We start from the raw sequence: 22668 nt of genomic DNA on the forward strand, positions 1-22668 counted from the left end.
GAGGTGTTGTTGTTCCTTCTCTCTGGGTTAAGGGGGCTAAATCTTCGAGACTTGGCCGAAGGTCAATTCGACCGGGGTTTCGCGGCCGAAGATCGACACCAGCACCTTGAGCTTCTGCTGTTCGGCGTTGACCTCGCTGATGGTGGCCGGCAGCGTGGCGAACGGCCCGTCCATGACCGTCACCGATTCGCCGACCTCGTAGTCGACCTCGACGACCGGGCGTTCCAGGCCGCCCGCCTCGGCCACGGCGGCGGTGCTGGCCGCGCCCTTGGCGGCCTTCTTGGCCGCCCCGCGCGGCAGCAGGAACTTGACCACGTCGTCCAGCGTCAGGGCCGACGGGCGCGACGTCGCGCCGACGAACCCGGTGACGCCCGGGGTGTTGCGCACCGCGGCCCACGAGTCGTCGGTCAGGTCCATGCGCACCAGGATGTAGCCCGGCAGCACCTTGCGGTTGACCTGCTTGCGCTGGCCGTTCTTGATCTCGGTGACCTCTTCGGTGGGCACCTCCACCTGGAAGATGTAGTCGCCGACGTCGAGGTTCTGCACGCGGGTTTCCAGGTTGGCCTTCACCTTGTTCTCGTATCCCGCATACGAGTGGATGACGTACCAGTCGCCGGGCTTGCTGCGCAGCTCGGCCTTCAGCGCGGCGGCCGGGTCGACCTCCTCGGCCGGCTCCGCCTGCTCCGGGGTCTCGGCGGTCTCGGGGGTCTCTGGAGCCTCCAGCGCCTCCGGGCTCTCCGGTGCCGCCGACGTCTCAGGGGCCTCCTGCACGTCGACCGCTGCTTCACCCGCGGACGTGTCACCGTCGAAGCTAGTCACGGTTTTCAGTCCTTCCTGTCACTCTCAAAGCTCAGCCGAACACCAGCAGGACCAGCTTGGCCAGGCCGAAATCCGCCAGGCCGACCAGCGCCACCATGAAGGCCAGAAACGCCAGCACCACCGAGGTGTAGGTGAGCATCTGCTTGCGGTTCGGCCAGATCACCTTCCGCATCTCGCCAACGACCTGCTTGAGGTAGTTGTAGACGAACACGAACGGATTGGCCGAACGGTCGCCGGGCTTCCGCGCCTTCTTGGGCGCCTTGGCCTTGGCGCCCTTCTTGGCCTTCTTGGAACCCGAGTCCGCCTCGATAGCCTCGACCTCGTCGGCCGACTCCACGTCGGCGTCCTCGCCGACGTCGGTCGCCCGCTGCCTGGACCGTTTGCCGGTGGGGCGCTGCGGCCGAGTCACCACGGCCGTGCGACCGCCGCTTTCGCGGACGTCCTCGGTGTCACCGCCGTCGCGTGCGGCGTCGTTGGCAGCACCGATGTCGGGGCCCTCGTCGCTCACCGCGTGCTCCTTTGTTTGCTAGTATCCTGCGCCGCCCCATTGTGATGGGACCCTGTCTTCCAGTGTCCACCATGGCACGGCACCTATAGTCCGTCTTCAGCAGGGGCGACAGGACTTGAACCTGCAACCTGCGGTTTTGGAGACCGCTGCTCTGCCAGTTGAGCTACGCCCCTTCGCGGTTGGCAGGCCAACCTGCGCTTACCTACCGGGGCTTACATGACACGCGCGCTCCCCGATTGTTCGAATCCCGGAAAGCGCGCTGATGCTGGGAAAACCCCGAGGTCCGAGTGTACTCGATCCCACTCGAGCTCAGGAAATCCGATGCCGATTACGAGGTCCTGATGACCTGCCCGGACTCTTTGTCCCACTTGAGCCTGGCGGATTCCTCACCCTGCTGACCCATCAGGGTGGTGTAGGCCTCCAGCACCAGATCGCCCTCGTCGTTGTGGCAGATGTTCTTGGTGACGACGATGTCGGCACCGAAACGCTCATCCACCGAATGGATGTCCATCCGGGCCCACAGCTTGTCGCCGGCCAGCACCGGTTTGTAAAACAGGAACCGCTGGTCGACCTGGACGATCTGCATGGTCTCCATGCCCACGTCGACGTTGCGAAAGAAGTCGAGCTGGACGTACTTGGCGAGGATCGTCACGAACGTCAACGGCGCCACGATCGCGTCGTAGCCGAGCTCGGCGGCCGCGCCCTCGTCGAAGTAGGCCGGATGGTCGCATTTGATGGCGTGGGCAAACTCGCGAAGCTGCTCGCGGCCCACGACGAAGTAGTCCGGATACCGCCAGATCATCCCGCGGATATCGGTCTTGAGCGCCATGAGCTCCGCCTACGCCAGCTTTGCCGACGCGATGGCCCGCCCGAAGATCTTCTTGCCGCCGGTGGTCGCGGTCAGCGCGATGGTCACCGACTTGGTCTCCGGATCGAGCGATTTCACCCTGCCGCTGAAAATGAGCTCGGCGCCCTTGCCGTCGTTGGGCACCGGCACGACGGCGGTGAACCGCACGTTGTACTCGGTGACCGCGCCCGGGTCGCCGACCCACGAGGTCACGTAGCCGCCGCCGATGCCCATGGTCAGCATGCCGTGGGCAATGGCGGTGTCCAGCCCCACGACCTTGGCGATCTCGTCGTCCCAGTGGATCGGGTTGAGGTCACCGGAGACCCCCGCGTAATTCACCAGGTCCTGACGGGTCAGCGGGTAGACCTTCTCCGGAAGCTTGTCGCCCACCTTGACCGAGCTGAACTCACGCAGTGGCATCAGAAAATCCCTTTTCTCCATCCTCACCCGCACGGCCCGCCAGGGTCGTGTAGGTCTCCTGCACAACGTCACCGGCATCGTCGGTGATGATGTTCTTGGTCACGATGATCTGCGTGCCGTGCGTCTCGCGCATCGAATCCACCCACACATCGCAGTAGAGCTTGTCTCCCGCCACGATAGGCTTGGCGAACTTCAGCACCTGGTCGACCTGGACGATCTGCGAGTCCTCCACCGCGATGTTCGCATGCTTGAAGAACGCCGATTGCGCCTGGTAGCCGAACACGCAGATGAAGGTCAACGGGGCCAACAGCCCCTTGTAGCCGAGCTCGGCGGCAGCGTCCTCCTGAAAGAACGAGGAGTCGTCGTTCTGCACGGCCACCGCGTACTCGCGGATCTTTTCGCGCTCCACCTCGTAGTGGTCGGGGTACCGGTAATGCATCCCGACGATGTTTGTGGACAACCCCACGGCTGAATAACCTACCTAGTCGATCCCGGTAAATGCGTGCTGGGCGGCGCCTAGCGTGTCTCGCGGTGCGGCTGGTGCTTGCCGCAATTGGGGCAGAACTTCTTCAGCTCCATCCGGTCGGGGTCGTTGCGGCGGTTCTTCTTGGTGATGTAGTTACGGTGCTTGCACACCTCGCATGCCAAGGTGATCTTGGGCCGCACGTCGGTACTGGAAGCCATGTCGGTTCTCTCTGCTCTGTCGCTCTGGTGAAACTCGCGTTGGTGCCGTTGTTGTGTTGTAGCGATGGCCGGACTCGAACCGGCGACCTAACGATTATGAGTCGTTCGCTCTAACCGACTGAGCTACATCGCCTCGGGGCCACCCATTTCGGGTGGGGGCCGCCTGCCTGCTCGGCGTCCGCCGAGCCCCCTAACGGAATCGAACCGTTGACCTTTTCCTTACCATGGAAACGCTCTACCGACTGAGCTAAGGGGGCCGTTCACCCAAGCGACAGTCCTGCCGCGGGGCCTAAAAGAGGGTACAGCCTGGCGCGCAACGTCACCAAACCACCAACGCGGCCCCTTACCGGCCGTCGCCGCCGGGGCGGGGCTGCCACGCGTTGAGGTCGCTGAACTCGTCGTACTCGCTGTCTTGCTCATCGTGCGCGCCGGACTCACCGAGCAGGGTCCGCAGCGCGAGATGGACGGCCTCGCGCGTGTCAGCCAGATGGAACCGACGGATCGCCTCTTGGACCAGATCGTCGTCGATTTCGATCTCGACCCTCTTTCTCATGCGCCAACAATACCCACTGGGCGCGTCCCAAACCCCTCGCCGAGCGGCGGTTTCCGGCAAACACCGGCCCGGATCTCAAGTCGCGGACGGGCGCGTGTCGGGCAGGTCCTAGGCTGGTCGGGTGGCAGAGGACCGGCTGTACTTCCGTCAATTGCTTTCGGGTCGCGATTTCGCCCCCGGCGACATGTTCGCGACGCAAATGCGCAACTTCGCCTACCTGATCGGGGACCGTCAGACCGGGGACTGCCTGGTGGTCGATCCCGCATACGCCGCCGGCGACCTGCTCGACGCGCTCGAGTCCGACGGCATGCACCTGTCCGGGGTGCTGGTGACCCACCACCACCCCGACCACGTGGGCGGCTCGATGATGGGTTTCGAACTCAAGGGCCTGGCCGAGCTGCTGGAGCGCGCGCCGGTGCCGGTGCACGTGAATACCCATGAGGCGCTTTGGGTTTCGAGGGTCACGGGGATCGGCATGGGCGACCTCACCACCCATGAGGGCCACGACAAAGTCAGCGTCGGGGATATCGAAATCGAGCTGCTGCACACCCCGGGCCACACGCCGGGCAGCCAATGCTTCTTGCTCGACGGCCGCCTGGTCGCCGGGGACACGCTGTTCCTCGACGGCTGCGGGCGCACTGATTTCCCGGGGGGCGACTCCGACGAGATGTATCGCAGCCTGCAGCGGCTGGCCACGCTCCCGGGTGACCCGACAGTGTTTCCGGGGCACTGGTATTCGGCGGAGCCCAGCGCGTCGCTGTCGGAGGTCAAACGGTCCAACTACGTGTATCGGGCCGCCGATCTCGACCAGTGGCGAATGCTGATGGGCGGCTAAGCGACCCGCCGGCAATTTGTGCGCATTTGAGCGGGATTGATTTCGGCCCGGCAATGCGCGCCGGACCCCTTTACTATCGGTCCAGCGAAACTTCCGGCCGAAGACCACTGTGATATAAGCGGAAGGGTGGATCTCATGGGGTGGATCCAGAACGCCTGGCACGGGGTCACCAATGTTTCGTCGGGCACCTGGCTGGCGTGGGCGGCGTGGGCGGCGATTTTGCTGGGCATCGTCGCGCTGCTCGTGGTGATCCGGCAGCTCAGACTCAACCGCAGCATCGTCACCGACCAGGTCCGGCCCCAGGTCGCGATGTTCATGGAGCCGCATCCCGCGGACTGGCACGTGATCGAACTCGTGGTCCGGAATTTCGGGAAGACCGCGGCCTACGACATCCGATTCTCGTTTCCGACGCCGCCGACGGTGGCCGAGTACGAAAACGCCGCCGACGGCTACGCCGACGTGGTCGAACTGCAGCTGCCGCGCGAGTTGCCGGTGCTCGCGCCGGGCCAGGAATGGCGCATGGTGTGGGATTCGGCGCTTGATCGCGCCGAGATCGGAATGGGCATCGAGTCCCGCTTCGCCGGCTCGGTGATCTATCACGACCGCCCCGACAAGCCGCGCGGCTGGCGGTTCTGGCAGGGCGACCGGCCCGTGCTGCAGACCGACGTGGAGCTCGACTGGGACGCGCTGCCGCCCGTGCAGCGCATCGAGTTGCTGACGACCCACGACCTGGCCAAGCGCGAAAAGCAGAAACTCGAGCTGCTGCGCGGGCTGCTGACCTACTTCCACTACGCGAGCAAGGAAACGCGCGCCGACGTGTTCCGCAGCGAGATCGAGCGCATCAACGGCGCCGTGCAGGAAACCCAGGACAGGTGGCGCACCCGCCAGCTCGACGCCCCCACCGACGTCAGCCTGCGCTGGGGCAACGGCGAGAGGAATCCCGCCAAGCACCGCAGCCAGCACGTCTGACCGATCGAAGGAGCAACGCATGAGCGGCCCGGTCGCCTACAGCCTCAAGGATTCGATCGCCGTCATCCGGATGGACGACGGCAAGGTCAACGCGCTGGGCCCCACGATGCAGCAGGCCCTCAACGAGGCCCTCGACCGGGCCGACGGCGACAACGCCGGGGCGCTGGTGATCACCGGCAACGAGCGGGTGTTCAGCGGCGGGTTCGACCTGAAGATCCTGACGTCGGGCGAGGCGCAGCCCGCGATCGCCATGCTGCGGGGCGGCTTCGAGCTGGCGTATCGGCTGCTGTCCCACCCCAAGCCGGTGGTGATGGCCTGCACCGGCCACGCCATCGCGATGGGCGCGTTTCTGTTGACGTCCGGTGACCACCGGGTGGCCGCCCACGCATACAACATCCAGGCCAACGAGGTGGCGATCGGGATGGTCATCCCCTACGCCGCCCTGGAGATCATGAAGCTGCGGCTGACGCCGTCGGCCTACCAGCAGGCAGTCGGGCTGGCCAAGACGTTCTTCGGCGAAACCGCCCTGGCCGCCGGCTTTGTCGACGAGATCGTGTTGCCCGAGGTGGTGGTCGACCGCGCCGAAGAGGCCGCGCGCGAATTCGCCGGCCTGCACCAGCACGCCCACACCGCAACCAAATTGCGCGTGCGCGCCGATGCGCTCAAGGCGATCCGCGCCGGAATCGACGGACTAGAGGCCGAGTTGGGGCTTTGAGGCCCGCTGAGCCGGGGTTTCGGGTTCGCGCGTCCGGGTAGTTCTCCGGCGTGACAACAGATCGCATCGCCGACCCGTGGGGAACGCGGACGCCGTACGAACCGGGCGGCGAGTGGCCCGAGCGAGTCGACACCTACCTGGCCGACGGGATCGCTCCGGAATCGGTGGATCGCTGGGTGCAGTCGGCGGCGGTACTGCACTCCAACGGCGACGGCCTCGACATCGCCGTCAAGGACGGGCGCATCGTGGGCGTGCGCGGGCGCGCCGTCGACCGCGTCAACCACGGCCGCCTCGACCCGAAGGACATGTTCGGCTGGCAGGCCAACGCGTCCCCGGACCGGCTCACCACCCCGCTGATCCGCGTCGGCGGCACATTGCAACCGTGCGACTGGGACACCGCGATGGAACGGATCGTCCAGCGCAGCCGCCACCTGCTGGACACCCGCGGCCCCGCCTCGATCGGCTTCTACACCTCCGGGCAGCTGTTCCTCGAGGCGTACTACACCCAGGGCGCGATCGCGCACGGGGCGATCGGCACCAACCACGTCGACGGCAACACCCGCCTGTGCACGGCGACCGCGGCCGAGGCGCTGAAGGAATCGTTCGGCTGCGACGGGCAGCCGGGTTCCTACACCGACGTCGACCACGCCGACGTCATCGCGCTGTTCGGCCACAACGTCGCCGAGACGCAGACGGTGTTGTGGGCGCGGATGCTGGACCGGCTGGCCGGCCAGTCGCCGCCGGCGATCGTGTGCGTCGACCCGCGGCTCACGCCGGTCGCCCGGCGCGCCACCGTCCACCTGGCGCCGCTGCCGGGCACCAACGTCGCGCTGATGAACGGCCTCTTGCACGAGATCATCTCCCACGGCTGGATCGACCAGGACTACATCGACGCGCACACGGTCGGTTTCGAGGAGCTGCGCGACCGGGTCGAAGAGTTTCCGCCCGAGCGGGTCGCCGAGATCTGCGGCGTCTCGGCCGACGACATCCGCAGCGCGGCAAGACTGTTGGGCACCGCGGAGCGATTGCTGTCCACCGTGCTGCAGGGCTTCTACCAGTCACACCAGGCCACCGCCGCGGCCGTGCAGGTCAACAACGTTCACCTGGTCCGCGGCATGCTCGGCAAGCCCGGATGCGGCCTGCTGCAGATGAACGGGCAGCCGACCGCGGAGAACACCCGCGAGTGCGGCGCCAACGGAGACCTGGCCGGGTTCCGCAACTGGTCCAACGACGCCCACATCGCCGAGCTGGCGGAGCTGTGGAACCTTGAGCCCCTGCAGATTCCGCACTACGCACCGCCGACGCACGCCATGCAGATGTTCCGCTTCGCCGAGGAGGGGACGCTGCGCATGTTATGGGTCAGCGCGACCAATCCCGCGGTGTCGCTGCCGGAGTTGGCGCGAGTGCGCGACATCCTGTCGCAGGAGCGGCTTTTCCTCGTCGTGCAGGACATCTTCATGACCGAGACCGCGGCGCTGGCCGACGTCGTGTTGCCGGCCGCCGCGTGGGGGGAGAAGACCGGCACCTTCACCAACGCCGACCGCACCGTGCACCTGTCCGAAAAGGCCGTGGAGCCACCGGGTTCCGCGCGTTCGGACCTCGACATCTTCCTGGACTACGCGCGGCGGATGGACTTCCGCGACAAGGACGGCCAACCGTTTCCGCCGTGGACCGATCCCGAGTCGGCGTTCGAGGCGTGGAAGAAGTGCAGCGCGGGCCGGCCCTGCGACTACACGGGTTTGACGTACGAGAAGCTGCGCGGCGGCAGCGGGATCCAGTGGCCCTGCAACGCCGAGCATCCGGACGGAACCGAACGGCTCTACTCCGACAACAAGTTCTGGTCGCATCCCGACTATTGCGAGGCCTTCGGCAAGGACCTGATCACCGGGGCACCGCTGCAGCCGGACGAGTATCGCTCGATGAACGCCTACGCCAAGGCCATCATCAAGGCGGCCCAGTACGTGCCGCCGCACGAGCGGCCCAGCCCCGACTATCCGTTCGCGTTGATCACCGGCCGCACCGTGTACCACTTCCACACCCGCACCAAGACCGCCAGGGCACCGCAGCTTCAGGCCGCCGCGCCCGAGGTGTGGGTCGAGGTCTCCGAGCGCGACGCGCGCCGGCTGGGCATCGAGGAGGGCGACGCCGTCGAGGTGAGCACGCCGCGCGGCGCCGTCAGGTGCGCCGCCCGGATCTGCGGCATCCGCGACGGGGTGCTGTTCGTGCCGTTCCATTACGGCTACTGGGATGTCGGCGACGACGGTCATCACCGGGCGGGCAACGAACTCACGCTGACCGACTGGGATCCGGTGTCCAAGCAGCCGATCTTCAAAACGGCCGCGGCCCAGCTGCACAAGAGCCGAGCGCGCCGCGCCGGTGCGAACGGTCACGCCGCGGCCGAGCACAGGCCCCAACTGCTGCCGACGGGAAGCTAGCCGTGAAGCTCAAAATGGCCATCCGCGAGCTTCATCGCTCCGAGCGCAAACTGGCGCACCGGCTGGAGGTGGTGGCCGCGCGGCATCACAGCGACCAGGACGTCTTTCACCTGGCCCAGGACATGGCCGGGTGGTCGCGGCATCACCTGAGCCAGCTCGCCGAGCATGGCCGCCACTACGGCCTGCGGTTGTCGGCCGAGCCGCGCACCGGCGCGATCACGGGGTTTCTCCAGTCACGGATGAGTGGGATGCTGCGGCACCGGCCCGAACCCGGACTGATGCTGCTGGGCGACCTGCGGCGGATCCACCGGCTGGCCGCGGGCGTGTCGCTGGACTGGGAGCTGCTGGCCCAGGGCGCGCAGGCCGCGAAGGACTCCGAGTTGCTGAGCATGGCGTCGCGCTGTCACCCCGAGACGCTACGCCAGATGCGCTGGGCCAACGCCATGCTCAAGGAGCTCTCCCCGCAGGTCTTGATGAGCTGAAAGCAGCGAACGCGGTGGCCGGGAAAATACCTGGCCACCGCGTTGCTCGCCTCCTCGCGGCCCAGTGTGACACGCGCGCGGCGCCGCGTCACTTCACCCGCGCGCCCGCGGTCAGTCGTCCGCCGAGACCCATTGGTAGGGAAGAAACTTGCCGTCGAACGTCACCACCACCCGGTCGCCCGACGGGTGCGGCTTCTTCTGCAGGTCGACGCTGAAATTGATCGCGCTCATGATGCCGTCGCCGAACTGCTCGTGGATCGTCTCCTTGATGGCGCCGCCGTACACCTGCAGGGCTTCATAGAAGCGGTAGATGGTCGGGTCGGTCGGCACGGCGGTGGGCAGGCCGCCGCGCATGGGTGGGGCCGCCAGCACGGACACCGCCGACTCGTCGAGGCCGAGCATCTCGACGAGGACCTTGCCCAGCTCGGCGGGTATGGGGTGCTGGCCGAGCAACGCCGCCGTGGTCCACAGCACCGGCCTGCCGATCGCGTCGGCCAGTTCCTGCCACATCAGCCCCTTCGCCAGCCGCGCGACGACGATCTGTTCGGTGAGTTCGTTTCTCGTCATGGGTCCCAGCATGCACTGCGGACGCCGTTCCCGAATGCCGGCCGACCGCTCACCCCGGTTTCGTCGCGGTCACCAGCCGCGTGGAAAACCACGGGCCCCCGTACCACATGCGCCATCCGAGGTTGCGCCGCTTGACATTTCGCCAACCCAATTCGCGCAGGCGGTCGGCGTGCTGGCGGGTCTCCCACAGGTCGGCGATGGCCAGCCGACCAGCCGGGCGCAACACGCGCACCGCTTCGTCCAGCGCCTGTCGCCGGCCGGCGCGGGCCGGAATGTTGTGGATCGCCAAATTGCTGACGACGACGTCCACGCTTTCCTCGGCCAATGGCAGGGCGGTCATGTCGGCGGTGCGCACCTCCACGCGGTCGGCGACGTTTTCCAAAGCGGCGTTGGCCAGCGTTGCCTCCTGCGAGTTCTCGGTCTGGTCGGCCTGCCACAGGTCGACACCGATCGCGCGCCCGTGCGGCAACCGCTTGGCCGCGGCCAGCAGCACCGCGCCGCGCCCACACCCGAGGTCGAGCAGCGTTTCGTCGCCACGCAGCCGCAGCTCGTCGAGCACGCGGTCCCACACGACGAACTTGCCCGCGCGCGTCGCGTAGATGTACCAGGCGGCCGTCCCGATGATCTGCAGGGCTGACGCCCCCGCGAGCGCCGCGGCCCGCCGCTTACCACGCGCAGCGCACAAGGCCGCGCCCGCGAGCAGGGCGGCCGAGCCGGCCCCGATGCTTGCCAATTGCGTTCCGGCCGAAACGGTGTGAAACGACCCGTCGTATCCGTAGTCGCCCCGGTGCTCGCGCATCGCCTCACCACCGCCCGTGATGAACGACCTCGGAAAACGGCCGCCGATTCGGCCGGCGGACCGGGGTGAGCGGCCGGTCGGCGGGATAGCCGATGCCGAGCAGGAAGGCCACCTGGTGACCGTCGGGCACGCCGAGGATGGCGCGCGCCTTGTCCTGGTCCCCCACCGACGAATGACCCGTCCCGATCCCCAGGTCGGTGGCCGCGATCATCATCGCCATCGTGGCCTGGCCGATGTCGTAGGTGTCGGTGACCAGGCGGCGCTCGTCGGGGGGCTGCGGAACCACCAGCGCGATCGCGGCCGGCGCCCCGGCAATGTGGCCCGCGCCCCGCCACACCGTGGACAGCTCCTGCAGCTGGTCACGGTCGGTGACGATCACGAAGTCCCAGGGCTGCCGGTTTTTCGCCGACGGTGCCCGCCAGCCGGCCTCGGCGATCCGGTCCAGATCCTCGGCCGAGACCTGTTCCGCCTTGTATTCCCGGACGTTGCGCCGCGCACGGATCGCGTCCCAAGCTTCCATCTGGTTCTCCCTCTCGTCCCCGCCCATGCTGCCACCATCGTCGAACGGCATGTCGGCGCCGAATCATCCCCGGCTGTCGGTGCGGCGTTCTATGGTGGCAGCGCAATGGGCCTCCATCTCCACCGTGCCGAACGCACCGACCTGCTTGCCGACGGTCTCGGCGCCCTGCTGGCCAACCCGCTGCCCGACCCGTTCGCCGAGGAGCTCGTGCTGGTGCCGGCGCGCGGCATCGAGCGCTGGCTGAGCCAACGGCTCTCACACGTCCTCGGGAACCGGCCCGGCGGCGGCGACGGCGTGTGCGCGGGGGTGGCGTTCCGCAGCCCGGGTTCGCTGATCGCCGAGCTCACCGGCACCGTCGACGACGATCCCTGGTCCCCCGACGCCATCACGTGGCCGCTGCTGCAGGTGATCGACGCCAGCCTCGACGAACCCTGGTGCGCGACGCTGGCAAAGCACTTGGGGCACTTCGACACTGACGCCGCCGAGGCCGAGGCCCGCAGGGGCCGCCGCTATGCGGTGGCGCGGCGGCTGGCGGGTTTGTTCGCCTCCTACGCCCGGCAGCGTCCGCAGCTGCTCGTCGACTGGTTGGCCGGCGACCCGCCCGACCTCGACGAGGACCTGCGCTGGCAGCCGGTGCTCTGGCGGGCGCTGGTCGAGCGCGTCGGGACCGATCCCCCGCACGTCCGACACCGCGACGCCGTGACCCGCCTGCGCCAAGGTCCCACCGGCTTGCCCCAGCGGCTGTCGCTGTTCGGGCACACGCGCCTGGCATGCACCGAGGTGGAGCTGCTCGACGCGCTGGACGCCCACCACGACCTGCACCTGTGGCTGCCACACCCCAGCGACGACCTATGGCGGGCGCTCACCGGCCTGCACGGGGCGGTGCCGCGCCGGGCCGACACCAGCCGGGCCGCCGCCTCCCATCCGCTGCTCGAGACGCTGGGTCGCGATCTGCGGGAACTGCAGCGCGCACTGCCGGCCGGCCCGTCGAGTGACGAATTTATCGGCGGCACAACAAGACCCGACACGTTGCTGGGCTGGCTGCAGGCCGACATCGCCGCCAACGCGATCCGGCCCGCCGGCCGGGCGCTGGCCGCCGCGGACCGTTCGGTGCAGGTGCACAGCTGCCACGGCTCCACCCGGCAGATCGACGTGCTACGGGAGGTGTTGCTGGGCCTACTGGCGGACGACCCGACGCTGGAGCCCCGCGACATCGTGGTCATGTGCCCCGACATCGAAAAGTACGCGCCGCTGATCATCGCCGGCTTCGGGCTCGGCGAAATCGCGGGCGACAGCCATCCCGCGCACCAACTGCGGGTGAGGCTGGCCGACCGCTCGCTGACGCAGACGAATCGACTGCTGGGTGTGGCGGCCGAATTGCTTGCCCTCGCCGACAGCCGGGTCACCGCCAGCCAGGTGCTCAACCTCGCCCAAGCCGAGCCGGTGCGGGCCCGGTTCCGGTTCACCGACGACGATCTCGACGCGATCACCGAGTGGGTCCGTTCGGCGAACATCCGCTGGGGCTTCGACCCGGAGTATCGCCGGCCCTACGGCCTGGACAAGATCGTGCACAACACCTGGCGGTTCGGCCTCGACCGCATCCTGACCGGGGTGGCGATGTCCGACGACTCCCAGGCCTGGCTGGGCACCGCGCTGCCGCTCGACGACGTCGGCAGCAACCGGGTGGAACTGGCCGGGCGACTCGCCGAATACCTCGGCCGCCTGCAGCACACCATCGAAAGCCTCAGCGGTACACAATCGTTGGCCGAGTGGCTGGATGCGTTGACCGCGGGCATCGACGCGCTCGCCCACTCGGACGACGCGTGGGAGACCGCGCAGCTGCAACGGGAGTTCGCCGAGGTCGTCGCGCAGGCCGGCGCCCGGGCCTCGGCGCCGCTACGGCTGCCCGACGTGCGCGCGCTGCTGTCCACGCAGCTGGCCGGCCGCCCCACCCGGGCCAACTTCCGCACCGGCACCCTGACGGCGTGCACCATGGTCCCCATGCGTTCGGTGCCGCACCGGGTGGTGTGCCTGGTCGGACTCGACGACGGCGTGTTTCCGCGGCTGGACGTTCCCGACGGCGACGACGCGCTGGCGCGCGAGCCGCTGACCGGAGAGCGCGACATCCGTTCCGAGGACCGGCAATTGCTGCTCGACGCGGTCTGCGCGGCGGGCGAGACGCTGGTGATCACCTACACCGGCAACGACGAGCACACCGGTCACCCGCGCCCGCCGGCGGTCCCGCTCGCCGAGGTGCTCGATGCGCTCGACCAGACGACCGAGACCCCGGTGCGCAAGCAGGTCCTGACCCAACACCCCTTGCAGCCGTTCGACCGCAAGAACGTCACCGTCGACGAACTGGTGTCGGGGCAGACGTTCACGTTCGACCCCGCGGCGCTGGCGGCCGCGCAGGCGGCGACGGGAGAGCGCTGCGCGCCAACGGCTTTCATCACCGGCGCGCTGCCCGCTTCGCCGCTTGGCGACGTGCCGCTGGCCGACCTGCTGGACTTCTTCAAGGACCCGGTCAAGGGGTTCTTCCGGGCGCTCGACTGCACGCTGCCGTGGGATGTCGACGGGATCGAGGACGAAATGCCGGTCGACGTCAACCCGCTGGAGTCCTGGGTGGTCGGCGACCGGATGCTGCACGACATGTTGCGGGGCATGGACCGCAAGGTGGCGATGAACGCCGAATGGCGCCGCGGCACGCTGCCGCCCCAGCGCCTGGGTTGGCGCAAGGCCGAAACCATCAGCCAGACGGCCGCGCGACTCGCCGACACAGCCCGAAGCCACCAGCGGGTACAGGCTCGGGCTTACGACGTCGCCGTCGATCTGGGCGCGGGACGGCGCGTCACCGGCACCGTCAACCGGGTGTTCGAGAATCGCATCGTCGCCGTGAGCTACTCGAGACTGGCCGCCAAACACAAACTCCAGGCGTGGATCTCCCTGGTTGCGCTTGCCGCCTGCCACCCGGGCGGCGACTGGACCGCGATCTGTGTCGGGCGCGGCAGCGACGACACCATCGAGGTCTGCGCGCTGGACGCCCCGCCCGATCCCGTGGCCGTATTGCGCGATCTGGTAAGGATTTTCGACGCTGGCCGGCGGGAGCCGTTGCCGCTGCCGCTCAAGACGTCCTACGCGTGGGCCGAACGCCGCCACCGCGGCCGGGATCCGGTCAAATACGCCAGCGGAAAGTGGGAGTCCAACAACTTTCACGACGGCGAGGACAGCGAGCAGGCGCACGTGCGGGTCTGGGGATTCAAGGCCCCGTTCGACGTGCTGCTCGGCCCGCCCGACCCGGATCTGCAAATGCCGGGCGAGAACACCCGGCTCGGCGCGCTCGCCGCCCGCCTGTGGCTGCCGCTGCTGGGCGCCGAAAGGAGACCCGGCTGATGGATCCGTTCAACCTGCTGGGTCCGCTGCCCGCGGCGGGCTCCACCACCGTTCTGGAGGCCAGCGCCGGCACCGGCAAGACCTTCGCCCTGGCCGGGCTGGTCACCCGCTATCTCGCCGAAACCGGCGCGACGCTCGACGAGATGTTGCTGATCACGTTCAACCGCGCCGCCAGCCGCGAGCTGCGCGAACGCGTGCGCGATCAGATCTCTCAGGCCGTCGCCGCCCTGGAGGGCCGGGCGGCGCCGGCCAACGACCTGGTCGAGCACCTGACGCAGGGCAGCGACGCCGAACGCACCCTGCGGCGGACGCGGCTGCGCGACGCGCTGGCGAACTTCGACGCCGCCACCATCGCCACCACGCACGAGTTCTGCGCCAGGGTGCTGAAATCGCTTGGTGTGGCCGGTGATACGGCCGAGGGCGTCACGCTGGCCGAAAGCCTCGACGACCTGGTGACCGAAACCGTCGACGACCTCTACCTCGCCCGGTTCGGGGGTGGCGAGCGCGAGCCGCCGCTAACCTATCAGGAAGCCCTGACCCTGGCCCGCGACATCGTCGACGACCCGTGCGCACAGCTGCGGCCGCTCGACCCCGAGCCGGACAGCACGCCCGCGGCGCGGCTGCGCTTCGCCAACGACGTGCTCACCGAGCTCGAGCATCGCAAGCGCCGCCGGGGTGTCGCTGGGTTCAACGACCTGCTGACGGGGCTCGCGAAAGCCCTTGAGGCAGAGGATTCTCCGGCCCGCAACCGGACGCGCGGGCGGTGGCGGATCGTGCTGGTGGACGAGTTCCAGGACACCGACCCCATTCAATGGCGGGTGCTCGAGTGCGCGTTCGCGGGCCACTCCACACTCATCCTGATCGGCGACCCGAAGCAGGCCATCTACGGCTTCCGCGGCGGCGACATCCACACCTATCTGAAGGCCGCCCGCACCGCGGAAGCCCGCTACACGCTGGGCGTCAACTGGCGCAGCGACCGCGCGCTGGTGGACAGCCTGCAGGCCGTGCTGCGCGGTGCCGCGCTGGGCCACCCCGACATCGTCGTGCACGACATCCGCGCCCATCACGGCGGACACCGGCTGGCCGGGGCGCCGCGCAATGCGCCGTTCCGGTTGCGAGTCGTCCAGCGGCGCGCCCTCGGCTACGACGAGACCGACAACATCCCGATCGGTGTGCTGCGCGGGCACATCCCCGCCGATCTCGCCGGCGACATCGGCGCGCTGCTGGCCTCCGGCGCCACCTATGACGGCAGGCCCGTCGAGGCCGGTGACATCGCGGTGATCGTCGAGCAGCACAGGGACGCACGGGCCTGCCGGGACGCGCTGGCCGCGGCCGGCATCCCGGCGATCTACACCGGCGACACCGACGTCTTCGAGTCGCAGGCCGCCAAGGACTGGCTGTGCCTGCTGGAGGCGTTCGACGCGCCGCACCGCAGCGGCCTGGTCCGCGCCGCGGCGTGCACGATGTTCTTCGGCGAGACCGCGGAATCCCTTGCCGCCGAGGGTGATGCGCTGACCGACCGGGTGTCCACCGCGCTGCGGGAATGGGCCTCCCATGCGCGCCAGCGCGGGATCGCGGCGGTTTTCGAGGCCGCGCAGCTGCGCGGCATGGGCCGTCGCGTGCTATCGCAATGGGGCGGCGAGCGGCACATGACCGACCTGGCGCACATCGCGCAGTTGCTGCACGAGACGGCGCATCGGGAACGCTACGGCCTTCCGGCGCTGCGCGATTGGCTGCGCCGGCAATGCGCCGACCGTACCGGCGAGTCGGAACGCAACCGCCGCCTGGACAGCGACGCCGCCGCGGTGCAGATCATGACCGTGTTCGTGGCCAAGGGTTTGCAGTTCCCCATCGTCTATCTGCCGTTCGCGTTCAACCGCAACGTCCGCAAAGGCGACATCCGGCTGTATCACGACGAGGACGACACGCGCTGTCTGCACATCGGCGGTAGGGACAGCCCCGACCGGCGCCACGTCGAGGATCTCTATCGAATGGAGGAGGCGCGCAACAACATCCGGGTCACCTACGTCGCGCTGACCCGGGCCCAATCGCAGGTGGTGGCGTGGTGGGCGCCGTCGGCGGATGAACGCAACGGCGGGCTCTCCCGGCTGCTGCGGGGTCGCGGCGCGGGTGAGGCGTCGGTGCCGGACAGGTGCGACGCGGCGATCGCCGACGAAGACGCCTGGACGCTGTTCACGCGGTGGCAGGACGCCGGTGGGCCGTCGGTGGAGGAGTCCAGTGTCGTGCCGCCGGCGGCCAGGCCGGCCGCGCCGCCCGTCCCCCGCTTCGCGGTGCGGCACTTCCACCGCACGATCGACAGCCGGTGGCGGCGCACCTCGTATTCGGCGCTGGTTCGCGGTAGCGAATCCGCCGCTTCGACCGGCACGGACAGCGAGCCGGAGGCCGGCGTGCGCGACGACGAGGCCGAGAGCGTCGTGGTCACCGCGCCCGAGGTCGGCCACGACATCGCGTCGCCGTTGACCGGAATGCCGGCCGGCGCGGCATTCGGGTCGCTGGTGCACGCCGTGCTCGAGACCGCCGATCCCGCCGCGCCCGACTTGGCCGCCGAACTGGAAGCACAGATTCGGCGGCACCTGCCCTGGTGGCCGGTCGACGTCGACCCGACCGCGCTGGCCGCCGCGCTCGTGCCGATGAACGACACGCCGCTGGGGCCGCTGGCCGGCGGGCTGACGTTGCGCCAGATCGGGCTGCGGGATCGCCTGCGGGAGTTGGACTTCGAAATCCCGCTGGCCGGCGGCGACGTGCGAGTCGCCGCGCCCGACGTCTCGTTGTCCGATGTGGGCGGGCTGCTGCACGCCCACCTCCCGCCCGGTGATCCGCTCGAGCCGTACGCCGGGCGATTGACGTCGGCCGAGTTGGGCGGTCAATCGCTGCGCGGCTACCTGGCCGGCTCGATTGACGCGGTGCTGCGGCTGCCCGGCCAGCGCTACCTGGTGGTGGATTACAAGACCAACAACCTCGGCGACACCGCCGCCGACTACGGCCGCGACCGGTTGACTGAGGCGATGCTGCATTCGGACTATCCGCTGCAGGCGCTGCTGTACACCGTTGTGCTGCACCGGTTCCTGCGGTGGCGGCAGCCCGGCTATGACGCGGCGCGGCACCTGGGCGGGGTGTTGTACTTGTTCGTGCGGGGCATGTGCGGTGCGGGCACGCCGGTGGTCGACGGGCATCCGTGCGGGGTGTTCGGCTGGCAGCCGCCGGCCGGGCTGGTGGCCGCGCTCTCGGACCTGTTGGACGAGGGAAGGCGCGCGGCGTGACCACCGATGTCGAGGTCGCGGTCGGCGCCGAGGGCCTGCTGCGCGCCTTCAACGAGGCCGGGGTGCTCGACGTCGCGGATGTGCATGTGGCGCAACGACTCTGTGAGCTGGCCGGTGAGGACAGCGAGCGGGTGGAGCTGGCGGTGGCGCTGACGGTTCGTGCGCTGCGGGGCGGATCGGTGTGCGTCGAACTGGCGACGATCGCGGAAACGGTGGGCCTGGACGACGTGCCGTGGCCCGATCCGGCCGAGTGGCTGGCCGCGGTGCGGGCAAGCGCGTTGGTCGGCACCCCGCCGGTGCTGCATCTGTACGACGATCGGTTGCTCTACCTCGACCGGTATTGGCTCGAGGAAAAGCAGGTGTGCGACGACCTGGTCGCGCTGCTGGCGTCCGGGCCGCGCGGCCGGGTGCGCGCCTCCGAGCGACTCTTCCCACCCGACTACCACGAGCAGCGCGAAGCGGCGGAAATCGCGCTGTCGCAGGCGGTCACGGTGCTCACCGGCGGCCCCGGCACCGGCAAGACGACCACGATCGCCCGGCTCCTCGCGGAGGTGGCCGAACAGGCGGAGCTCGCCGGCTCGTCACCGCCGCGGATCGCGCTGGCGGCCCCGACGGGCAAGGCGGCCGCCCGGTTGGCCGAAGCCGTGCAGCTGCAACTGGCAAAGCTGGATCCGGCCGACCGCGCGCGGCTCGGCGGGCTGGAAGCGATGACGTTGCATCGGCTGCTGGGCCGCCGGCCGGACTCGTCGTCGCGGTTTCGCCACGATCGCGGAAACCGGCTGCCGCACGACCTTATTGTGGTCGACGAGACGTCGATGGTGTCGCTCACGCTGATGGCGCGCCTCCTGGAAGCGGTGCGCCCGGATGCCCGGCTGATTCTGGTCGGCGACCCCGACCAGCTCGCCTCGGTGGAGGCCGGCGCAGTGCTCGCCGACCTGGTGGACGGATTGTCCGGGCGCGCCGACGTGCGGGTGGCGACGTTGCGGACGTCGCACCGGTTCGGCAAGTCGATCGGCCTGCTCGCCGACGCGATCCGGACCGGCGACGCGGATGGCGCGCTGGCGTTGCTGCGGTCGGGCGACGAGCACATCGAGTTCATCGAAGTCGGCGCGGGCGACGACCCTTCCGATCGCCTCCGGCCGATCCTGCTGCCGCACGCGCTTCGGCTGCGCGAAGCGGCGGTATTGGGAGCCGCCGATGAGGCCTTGACGACGCTGGACGAGCATCGGCTGCTGTGCGCGCACCGGCACGGACCATTCGGGGTCCGGCGCTGGAATCGCCAAGTGGAGCAGTGGCTTTCGGAGGAGACCGGCCTGCCGCCATGGTCGGAGTGGTACGCCGGGCGCCCCCTGCTGGTGACCGCGAACGACTACGCGCTGCGGGTCTTCAACGGCGACACCGGCGTGGCGGTGGCGGGTCCCGACGGCTTGCGGGCCGTCATCGCCGGCGCGACCGGGCCGCTGGATTTCGCGACCAGCCGCCTCAGCGACGTCGAGACCATGCACGCGATGACGATCCACAAGTCCCAGGGCAGCCAGGCCGACGAGGTGACCGTGCTGCTGCCGGGCGAGGAATCGCGGTTGCTGACGCGGGAGCTGTTCTATACCGCGGTGACTCGCGCCAAGGAGAGAGTGCGCGTGGTCGGCTCCGAGGACTCGGCGCGGTCCGCGATTGGGCGGCGGGCGATGCGGGCCAGCGGCTTGGCGGATCGGTTGCGGGGTATTTGACGGGCTAGTCGAACGGCGCGGTCACTCATCCTCCAATGAGTGCACGTCTTCCGACGTCACGACCGTCCCGACGCTTACCAGAGGCAGCCCCGTGTCCGGATCTGTGGAGATCACGGCGCTGCCGCCTGTCCTGAGGCCTCGCCGGATGAGGTCCGCGACAGTTTCGCTCAACGTCCGGTGGGTGTCCCGCGCAATCGCCAGCGCCTGCGTGTAGAGATCCTCGGGAATATCGATACTGGCACGCATACCAAAGTTTAGCGTTAACGAGGAATCGGCACGGTCTGTCCGCATCCTCGCGTCTCGGCGCGCCGAGGCATAGGGTGGTTCCCCGTGGCGGAAGCGTTCGACGTGGCAGAGGCCGTAGCGGCAATCCTGACCGAACACGGCCCCTTGGACGAGGAGGGCCTCCGACGACGGCTGCGCGACAGCGGTGTGGCCGTCCCGGATACCGTCATCGACGAAATGCATTACCCCCTAGCGCAATTGGCCGATGAGCGCTGGGTGTGGCTGCCGGCGCTGCTCGCCGGTCGGGTGTTCACCCACCGCGTCGGGACAGAAGAGCTCGCCCACGACATGCTGGCGGTGACCCCCGACCTGAGCCCGCTCACCATGCTGTGCGAGCACGAGGACTATGCGCGCTTCGCCGACGGGTCGCCGGCGACGGTGGCGATGCCGGACTACGACGACGAGCTGCTCGAGCGGCGCGGTATTACCGATGAGCTGGCCGACCCGGTCGGGGCGTTGCTCCTCGCGCCCGGCACGCTGGCGGCGTTGGGCGTGGCGGACGGCGACCTAATCGGGGTGCGGGTGAGCGACCAGGGTCTGGCGGTCGAGCGGGTCACCGCGCTCGCGGACGTCGCGGCGAGCGAACGGCTGGCCGCCACCGTCGCCGCCAATGAGCCGGTCGACGTCGCCGCTGCGGTATGGACCACATGCGTCGAGCACCCCACGCTGTTCACCGAGCCGCTGGCGCCGATCGGTGAGATCATCGAAGAGAGCGGTCTGGCGTATGACGGGATCCACCTGGCATCGGCCGAATTCGACTTTGACAGTTGGCGTTTCGATCTCGGGTGCACAGCGCTGGCCGCGCGACACGAGCTCGACCGCGAGGACGCGGTCCCGCTCTTCACCCTGGTCAAGCTCTACGATCAGGTGTCCGCGATCATGGAGGCCATCGCCGCGGCGGACGACGGGTTGGAGGCCGCTTCGACGGATGCGCTCGAGGACCCCCCGGAGTTCGAAGACGAGGAGTTCGCCGACCTGGTCGCCGAGGCCGGGGCCGCGCTCGCCGACCCGCTGATCGCCGAGCTGCTGGTGTCCGAGACGCTCGACACCGACCCGCGCGGGGGTGCCGTGCTCGGCCTGTTCGCCGAGATCCTCGAGCCGAAGGTGCCGCCCGCGGCGCGAGTCGCGTGTCGCTGGCTGCGCGCGACGGCGCTGGAGCGGATCGGCGACATCGAGGCGGCCGAACGCGAACTGCTGGCCGCCGAGTCGATGGACCCGGACTGGCCGCTGGTCCTGCTGGCCCTGGCCCGGTTCGCCTCCGATCGCGGCGACGCCGAGCACGGGCTGGCGCTGCTGCGCCGCGCCGCCGCCGATCCGGACAACCCGCTGATGGAATTGCTGGAACGCTACCGGGCGCAGCCACGCGCCGACCTCGGCCGAAATGAGCCGTGCTGGTGCGGATCTGGCCGCAAGTACAAGAAGTGCCATCTCGGGAGGGAACAGCTGCCGCTGGCCGAGCGGGCGGGCTGGTTATACGCGAAAGCCTGCCACCACGCGCTGCTGAACGGGTGGGACGGCCTGGTGGCCGAGGCGGCCCTGGAACGCTGCCGTCACGACCTCGCCGACGATCCCGACCTGCTGGACGAGGTGATGGGTGAGCCGCTGGTGCTGGACGTCGTGCTGTTCGAGGGGGGCGCGTTCGCGGAGTTCCTGGAGATCCGCGGGTCGCTGCTCCCTGACGACGAGCGCCGGCTGGCCGAGCGGTGGGCGTCGGCGGATCGGTCGGTGTTCGAGGTCGAGCAGGTGCACCGCGGGCAGGGCGTGACCGTGCGCGACGTGCGCACCGGCGACACGCACGAGGTGCGCGAGCGCACGGCCAGCCATCAGTTGCAGCCCGGGCAGCTGGTGTGCGCACGCGTGGTGCCGGCCGGCGACACCATGCAGTTTTTCGGTGGGGTGGAGCCGGTCGCGCCGCACGAGCGCGACGCGCTGGTCAAGCTGCTCGACGCGCAACCCGAGCCAGTTGAGTTGGTGGCGCTGCTGAGCCGTCGGTTCTCGTCGTCGAACTGAGCTGTGCGGCAGACTATTTCATCGGCCTCCTCCCGTTCCATTGAGCAGCGCCGACACGCTCGTCGGGCGCCAAGGGCGGCCCTTCTGGGTGCGCTGCCCCGCCGAGTTGAGCACCCGCGCGGTCGCCACGTGGGTCACGCCGCAGCCGTCCACCAGCCAACTCACGTAGCGCTTGAGCACCGGCTCGCGCTGCGCCCACGGCGCGGTCGGCGCCGGGAGCGTCGGCGGCGACACGCTTTCCGTGCGGGCACCGGCGCCGGCCGGCGCCCGGCGCACCGCCGGACCAACGCGCGCGGCCATCCCGGCAAGCGCGAATTCGACGTCGCGGCTGAGGCTTTCGATTCCCGCGGCGGCGAGGGCCGCGTTGTCGAGCTCGTCGACGGCCCGCACTTCGCGCCGCAACGCCAGGTCGACCTCGCTGTACGCGCCGGTGACCGGGCACGCATCCAGCTCCCGGCCGACGCGCAGGTTGAGCCCGTGGCGCTGCAGCACCAGGCTCATCCGCCGCCAATGTTGCTCACGTCCGAGATCCTGGCCCGCGAACGGCGCCCAGATGTGCATACGGCCGGCAATCGCGCGGGCCAGCGCCGACACCACGGGGGGCATCTCCGTGAGGTCGTCGTGCGCCGCCGCCTCGCCAGGGGCGAACGAGAAAGCCTCGGCGATGGTGCATGCGTGCCACGCCGCTTGTTCGGAGAGGTCGTCGCGGTTCCCCAGGACCGTGTCGTGGTCACCGAGCAGGACGACCCGGTACTTGGCCGGCGGGTGGCCCGGAAGATGCGCCATGAATACCTCCCGATCACTGTTGGGGTTCAATGAGTT

General features: G+C 69.2%; 20 protein-coding genes, 3 tRNA genes and 1 pseudogene. 9 read left to right on the forward strand and 15 right to left on the reverse strand.

Annotated features, from left to right (window positions below):
• Positions 1-36: 36 nt before the first annotated feature.
• The 10 genes from nusG to AC5Y4Z_RS24835 form a co-directional block, all read right to left on the reverse strand.
• Positions 37-723 carry a transcription termination/antitermination protein NusG gene (nusG, locus tag AC5Y4Z_RS24790; protein ID WP_499967665.1) on the reverse strand — a complete coding sequence of 229 codons (687 nt, stop codon included), beginning with the start codon at positions 721-723 and terminating at the stop codon, positions 37-39.
• Between the two features lie 127 nt (positions 724-850).
• On the reverse strand, positions 851-1327 hold the full coding sequence (gene secE, locus AC5Y4Z_RS24795; RefSeq protein ID WP_499967602.1) for a preprotein translocase subunit SecE: 477 nt from the start codon (positions 1325-1327) through the stop codon (positions 851-853).
• A 100-nt stretch (positions 1328-1427) separates the two neighbouring features.
• A tRNA-Trp gene (locus AC5Y4Z_RS24800) sits at positions 1428-1500 on the reverse strand.
• 155 nt (positions 1501-1655) lie between these two features.
• Complete coding sequence (gene hadC / locus AC5Y4Z_RS24805) at positions 1656-2156, reverse strand: (3R)-hydroxyacyl-ACP dehydratase subunit HadC (protein WP_499967604.1); 501 nt, start codon at positions 2154-2156, stop codon at positions 1656-1658.
• 9 nt (positions 2157-2165) lie between these two features.
• A complete protein-coding gene (gene hadB, locus AC5Y4Z_RS24810) occupies positions 2166-2594 on the reverse strand; it encodes a (3R)-hydroxyacyl-ACP dehydratase subunit HadB (protein ID WP_499967605.1) in 429 nt (142 codons plus the stop codon).
• Positions 2581-3060 (reverse strand): (3R)-hydroxyacyl-ACP dehydratase subunit HadA, encoded by a 480-nt coding sequence (hadA, locus tag AC5Y4Z_RS24815; protein WP_499967607.1) that lies wholly within the window; start codon positions 3058-3060, stop codon positions 2581-2583. Before hadA ends, hadB begins: the two co-directional genes overlap by 14 nt.
• A gap of 50 nt (positions 3061-3110) precedes the next feature.
• Positions 3111-3278 carry a 50S ribosomal protein L33 gene (gene rpmG, locus AC5Y4Z_RS24820; protein ID WP_066907182.1) on the reverse strand — a complete coding sequence of 56 codons (168 nt, stop codon included), beginning with the start codon at positions 3276-3278 and terminating at the stop codon, positions 3111-3113.
• Positions 3279-3337: 59 nt separating this feature from the next.
• A tRNA-Met gene (locus AC5Y4Z_RS24825) sits at positions 3338-3411 on the reverse strand.
• Between the two features lie 51 nt (positions 3412-3462).
• A tRNA-Thr gene (locus AC5Y4Z_RS24830) sits at positions 3463-3535 on the reverse strand.
• Positions 3536-3621: 86 nt separating this feature from the next.
• Positions 3622-3831 carry a type II toxin-antitoxin system VapB family antitoxin gene (locus tag AC5Y4Z_RS24835; RefSeq protein ID WP_499967609.1) on the reverse strand — a complete coding sequence of 70 codons (210 nt, stop codon included), beginning with the start codon at positions 3829-3831 and terminating at the stop codon, positions 3622-3624.
• A 121-nt stretch (positions 3832-3952) separates the two neighbouring features.
• Here AC5Y4Z_RS24835 and AC5Y4Z_RS24840 point away from each other — a divergent pair, with 121 nt between their 5' ends.
• From AC5Y4Z_RS24840 to AC5Y4Z_RS24860, 5 genes are all read left to right on the forward strand, one after another.
• Complete coding sequence (locus AC5Y4Z_RS24840; protein ID WP_499967610.1) at positions 3953-4666, forward strand: MBL fold metallo-hydrolase; 714 nt, start codon at positions 3953-3955, stop codon at positions 4664-4666.
• 135 nt (positions 4667-4801) lie between these two features.
• Positions 4802-5635: a DUF8453 domain-containing protein gene (locus AC5Y4Z_RS24845; RefSeq protein ID WP_499967611.1), complete on the forward strand. Its 834-nt coding sequence runs from the start codon at positions 4802-4804 to the stop codon at positions 5633-5635.
• A 19-nt stretch (positions 5636-5654) separates the two neighbouring features.
• Positions 5655-6350 carry a crotonase/enoyl-CoA hydratase family protein gene (locus tag AC5Y4Z_RS24850; RefSeq protein WP_499967613.1) on the forward strand — a complete coding sequence of 232 codons (696 nt, stop codon included), beginning with the start codon at positions 5655-5657 and terminating at the stop codon, positions 6348-6350.
• A gap of 50 nt (positions 6351-6400) precedes the next feature.
• Positions 6401-8785, forward strand: a complete 2385-nt coding sequence (locus tag AC5Y4Z_RS24855) for a molybdopterin oxidoreductase family protein (protein ID WP_499967615.1) — start codon at positions 6401-6403, stop codon at positions 8783-8785.
• Positions 8786-8787: 2 nt separating this feature from the next.
• On the forward strand, positions 8788-9267 hold the full coding sequence (locus AC5Y4Z_RS24860) for a hypothetical protein (protein ID WP_499967616.1): 480 nt from the start codon (positions 8788-8790) through the stop codon (positions 9265-9267).
• A gap of 111 nt (positions 9268-9378) precedes the next feature.
• Here AC5Y4Z_RS24860 and cynS read toward each other — a convergent pair whose 3' ends face one another.
• Genes cynS through AC5Y4Z_RS24875 form a run of 3 tightly spaced genes read right to left on the reverse strand, consistent with a single transcriptional unit; the run spans position 9379 to position 11153 of the window.
• The gene (cynS, locus tag AC5Y4Z_RS24865) at positions 9379-9834 is read right to left on the reverse strand and encodes a cyanase (RefSeq protein WP_499967617.1); all 456 of its coding nucleotides are present in this window, start codon (positions 9832-9834) and stop codon (positions 9379-9381) included.
• A gap of 49 nt (positions 9835-9883) precedes the next feature.
• The gene (locus AC5Y4Z_RS24870; protein WP_499967618.1) at positions 9884-10633 is read right to left on the reverse strand and encodes a class I SAM-dependent methyltransferase; all 750 of its coding nucleotides are present in this window, start codon (positions 10631-10633) and stop codon (positions 9884-9886) included.
• A gap of 4 nt (positions 10634-10637) precedes the next feature.
• The gene (locus tag AC5Y4Z_RS24875; RefSeq protein WP_499967667.1) at positions 10638-11153 is read right to left on the reverse strand and encodes a nitroreductase family protein; all 516 of its coding nucleotides are present in this window, start codon (positions 11151-11153) and stop codon (positions 10638-10640) included.
• A 105-nt stretch (positions 11154-11258) separates the two neighbouring features.
• Between AC5Y4Z_RS24875 and recC the strand changes: the two genes are divergently transcribed.
• The 3 genes from recC to recD are packed head-to-tail and all read left to right on the forward strand — an operon-like array spanning position 11259 to position 19551.
• Complete coding sequence (gene recC, locus AC5Y4Z_RS24880; protein ID WP_499967620.1) at positions 11259-14543, forward strand: exodeoxyribonuclease V subunit gamma; 3285 nt, start codon at positions 11259-11261, stop codon at positions 14541-14543.
• Positions 14543-17824, forward strand: coding sequence for an exodeoxyribonuclease V subunit beta (gene recB, locus AC5Y4Z_RS24885; protein ID WP_499967621.1), 3282 nt, complete (start codon positions 14543-14545; stop codon positions 17822-17824). Before recC ends, recB begins: the two co-directional genes overlap by 1 nt.
• Entirely contained in the window at positions 17821-19551 is a 1731-nt protein-coding gene (gene recD, locus AC5Y4Z_RS24890) for an exodeoxyribonuclease V subunit alpha (protein WP_499967622.1), read from the forward strand. The genes recB and recD overlap by 4 nt, the downstream gene beginning before the upstream one ends.
• Before the next feature lie 21 nt (positions 19552-19572).
• Here the strand turns inward: recD and AC5Y4Z_RS24895 are convergent, their stop codons facing one another.
• The gene (locus tag AC5Y4Z_RS24895; RefSeq protein WP_499967623.1) at positions 19573-19797 is read right to left on the reverse strand and encodes an antitoxin; all 225 of its coding nucleotides are present in this window, start codon (positions 19795-19797) and stop codon (positions 19573-19575) included.
• Between the two features lie 84 nt (positions 19798-19881).
• On the opposite strand from AC5Y4Z_RS24895, the pseudogene AC5Y4Z_RS24900 reads away from it, so the two are divergent.
• Positions 19882-21834 (forward strand): annotated as a pseudogene (locus AC5Y4Z_RS24900) (YecA family protein); the annotation flags it as partial.
• Between the two features lie 30 nt (positions 21835-21864).
• Here the strand turns inward: AC5Y4Z_RS24900 and AC5Y4Z_RS24905 are convergent.
• On the reverse strand, positions 21865-22632 hold the full coding sequence (locus tag AC5Y4Z_RS24905) for a hypothetical protein (RefSeq protein WP_499967625.1): 768 nt from the start codon (positions 22630-22632) through the stop codon (positions 21865-21867).
• Positions 22633-22668 lie beyond the last annotated feature (36 nt).

It is taken from the genome of Mycobacterium sp. NGS63, from assembly GCF_059812295.1.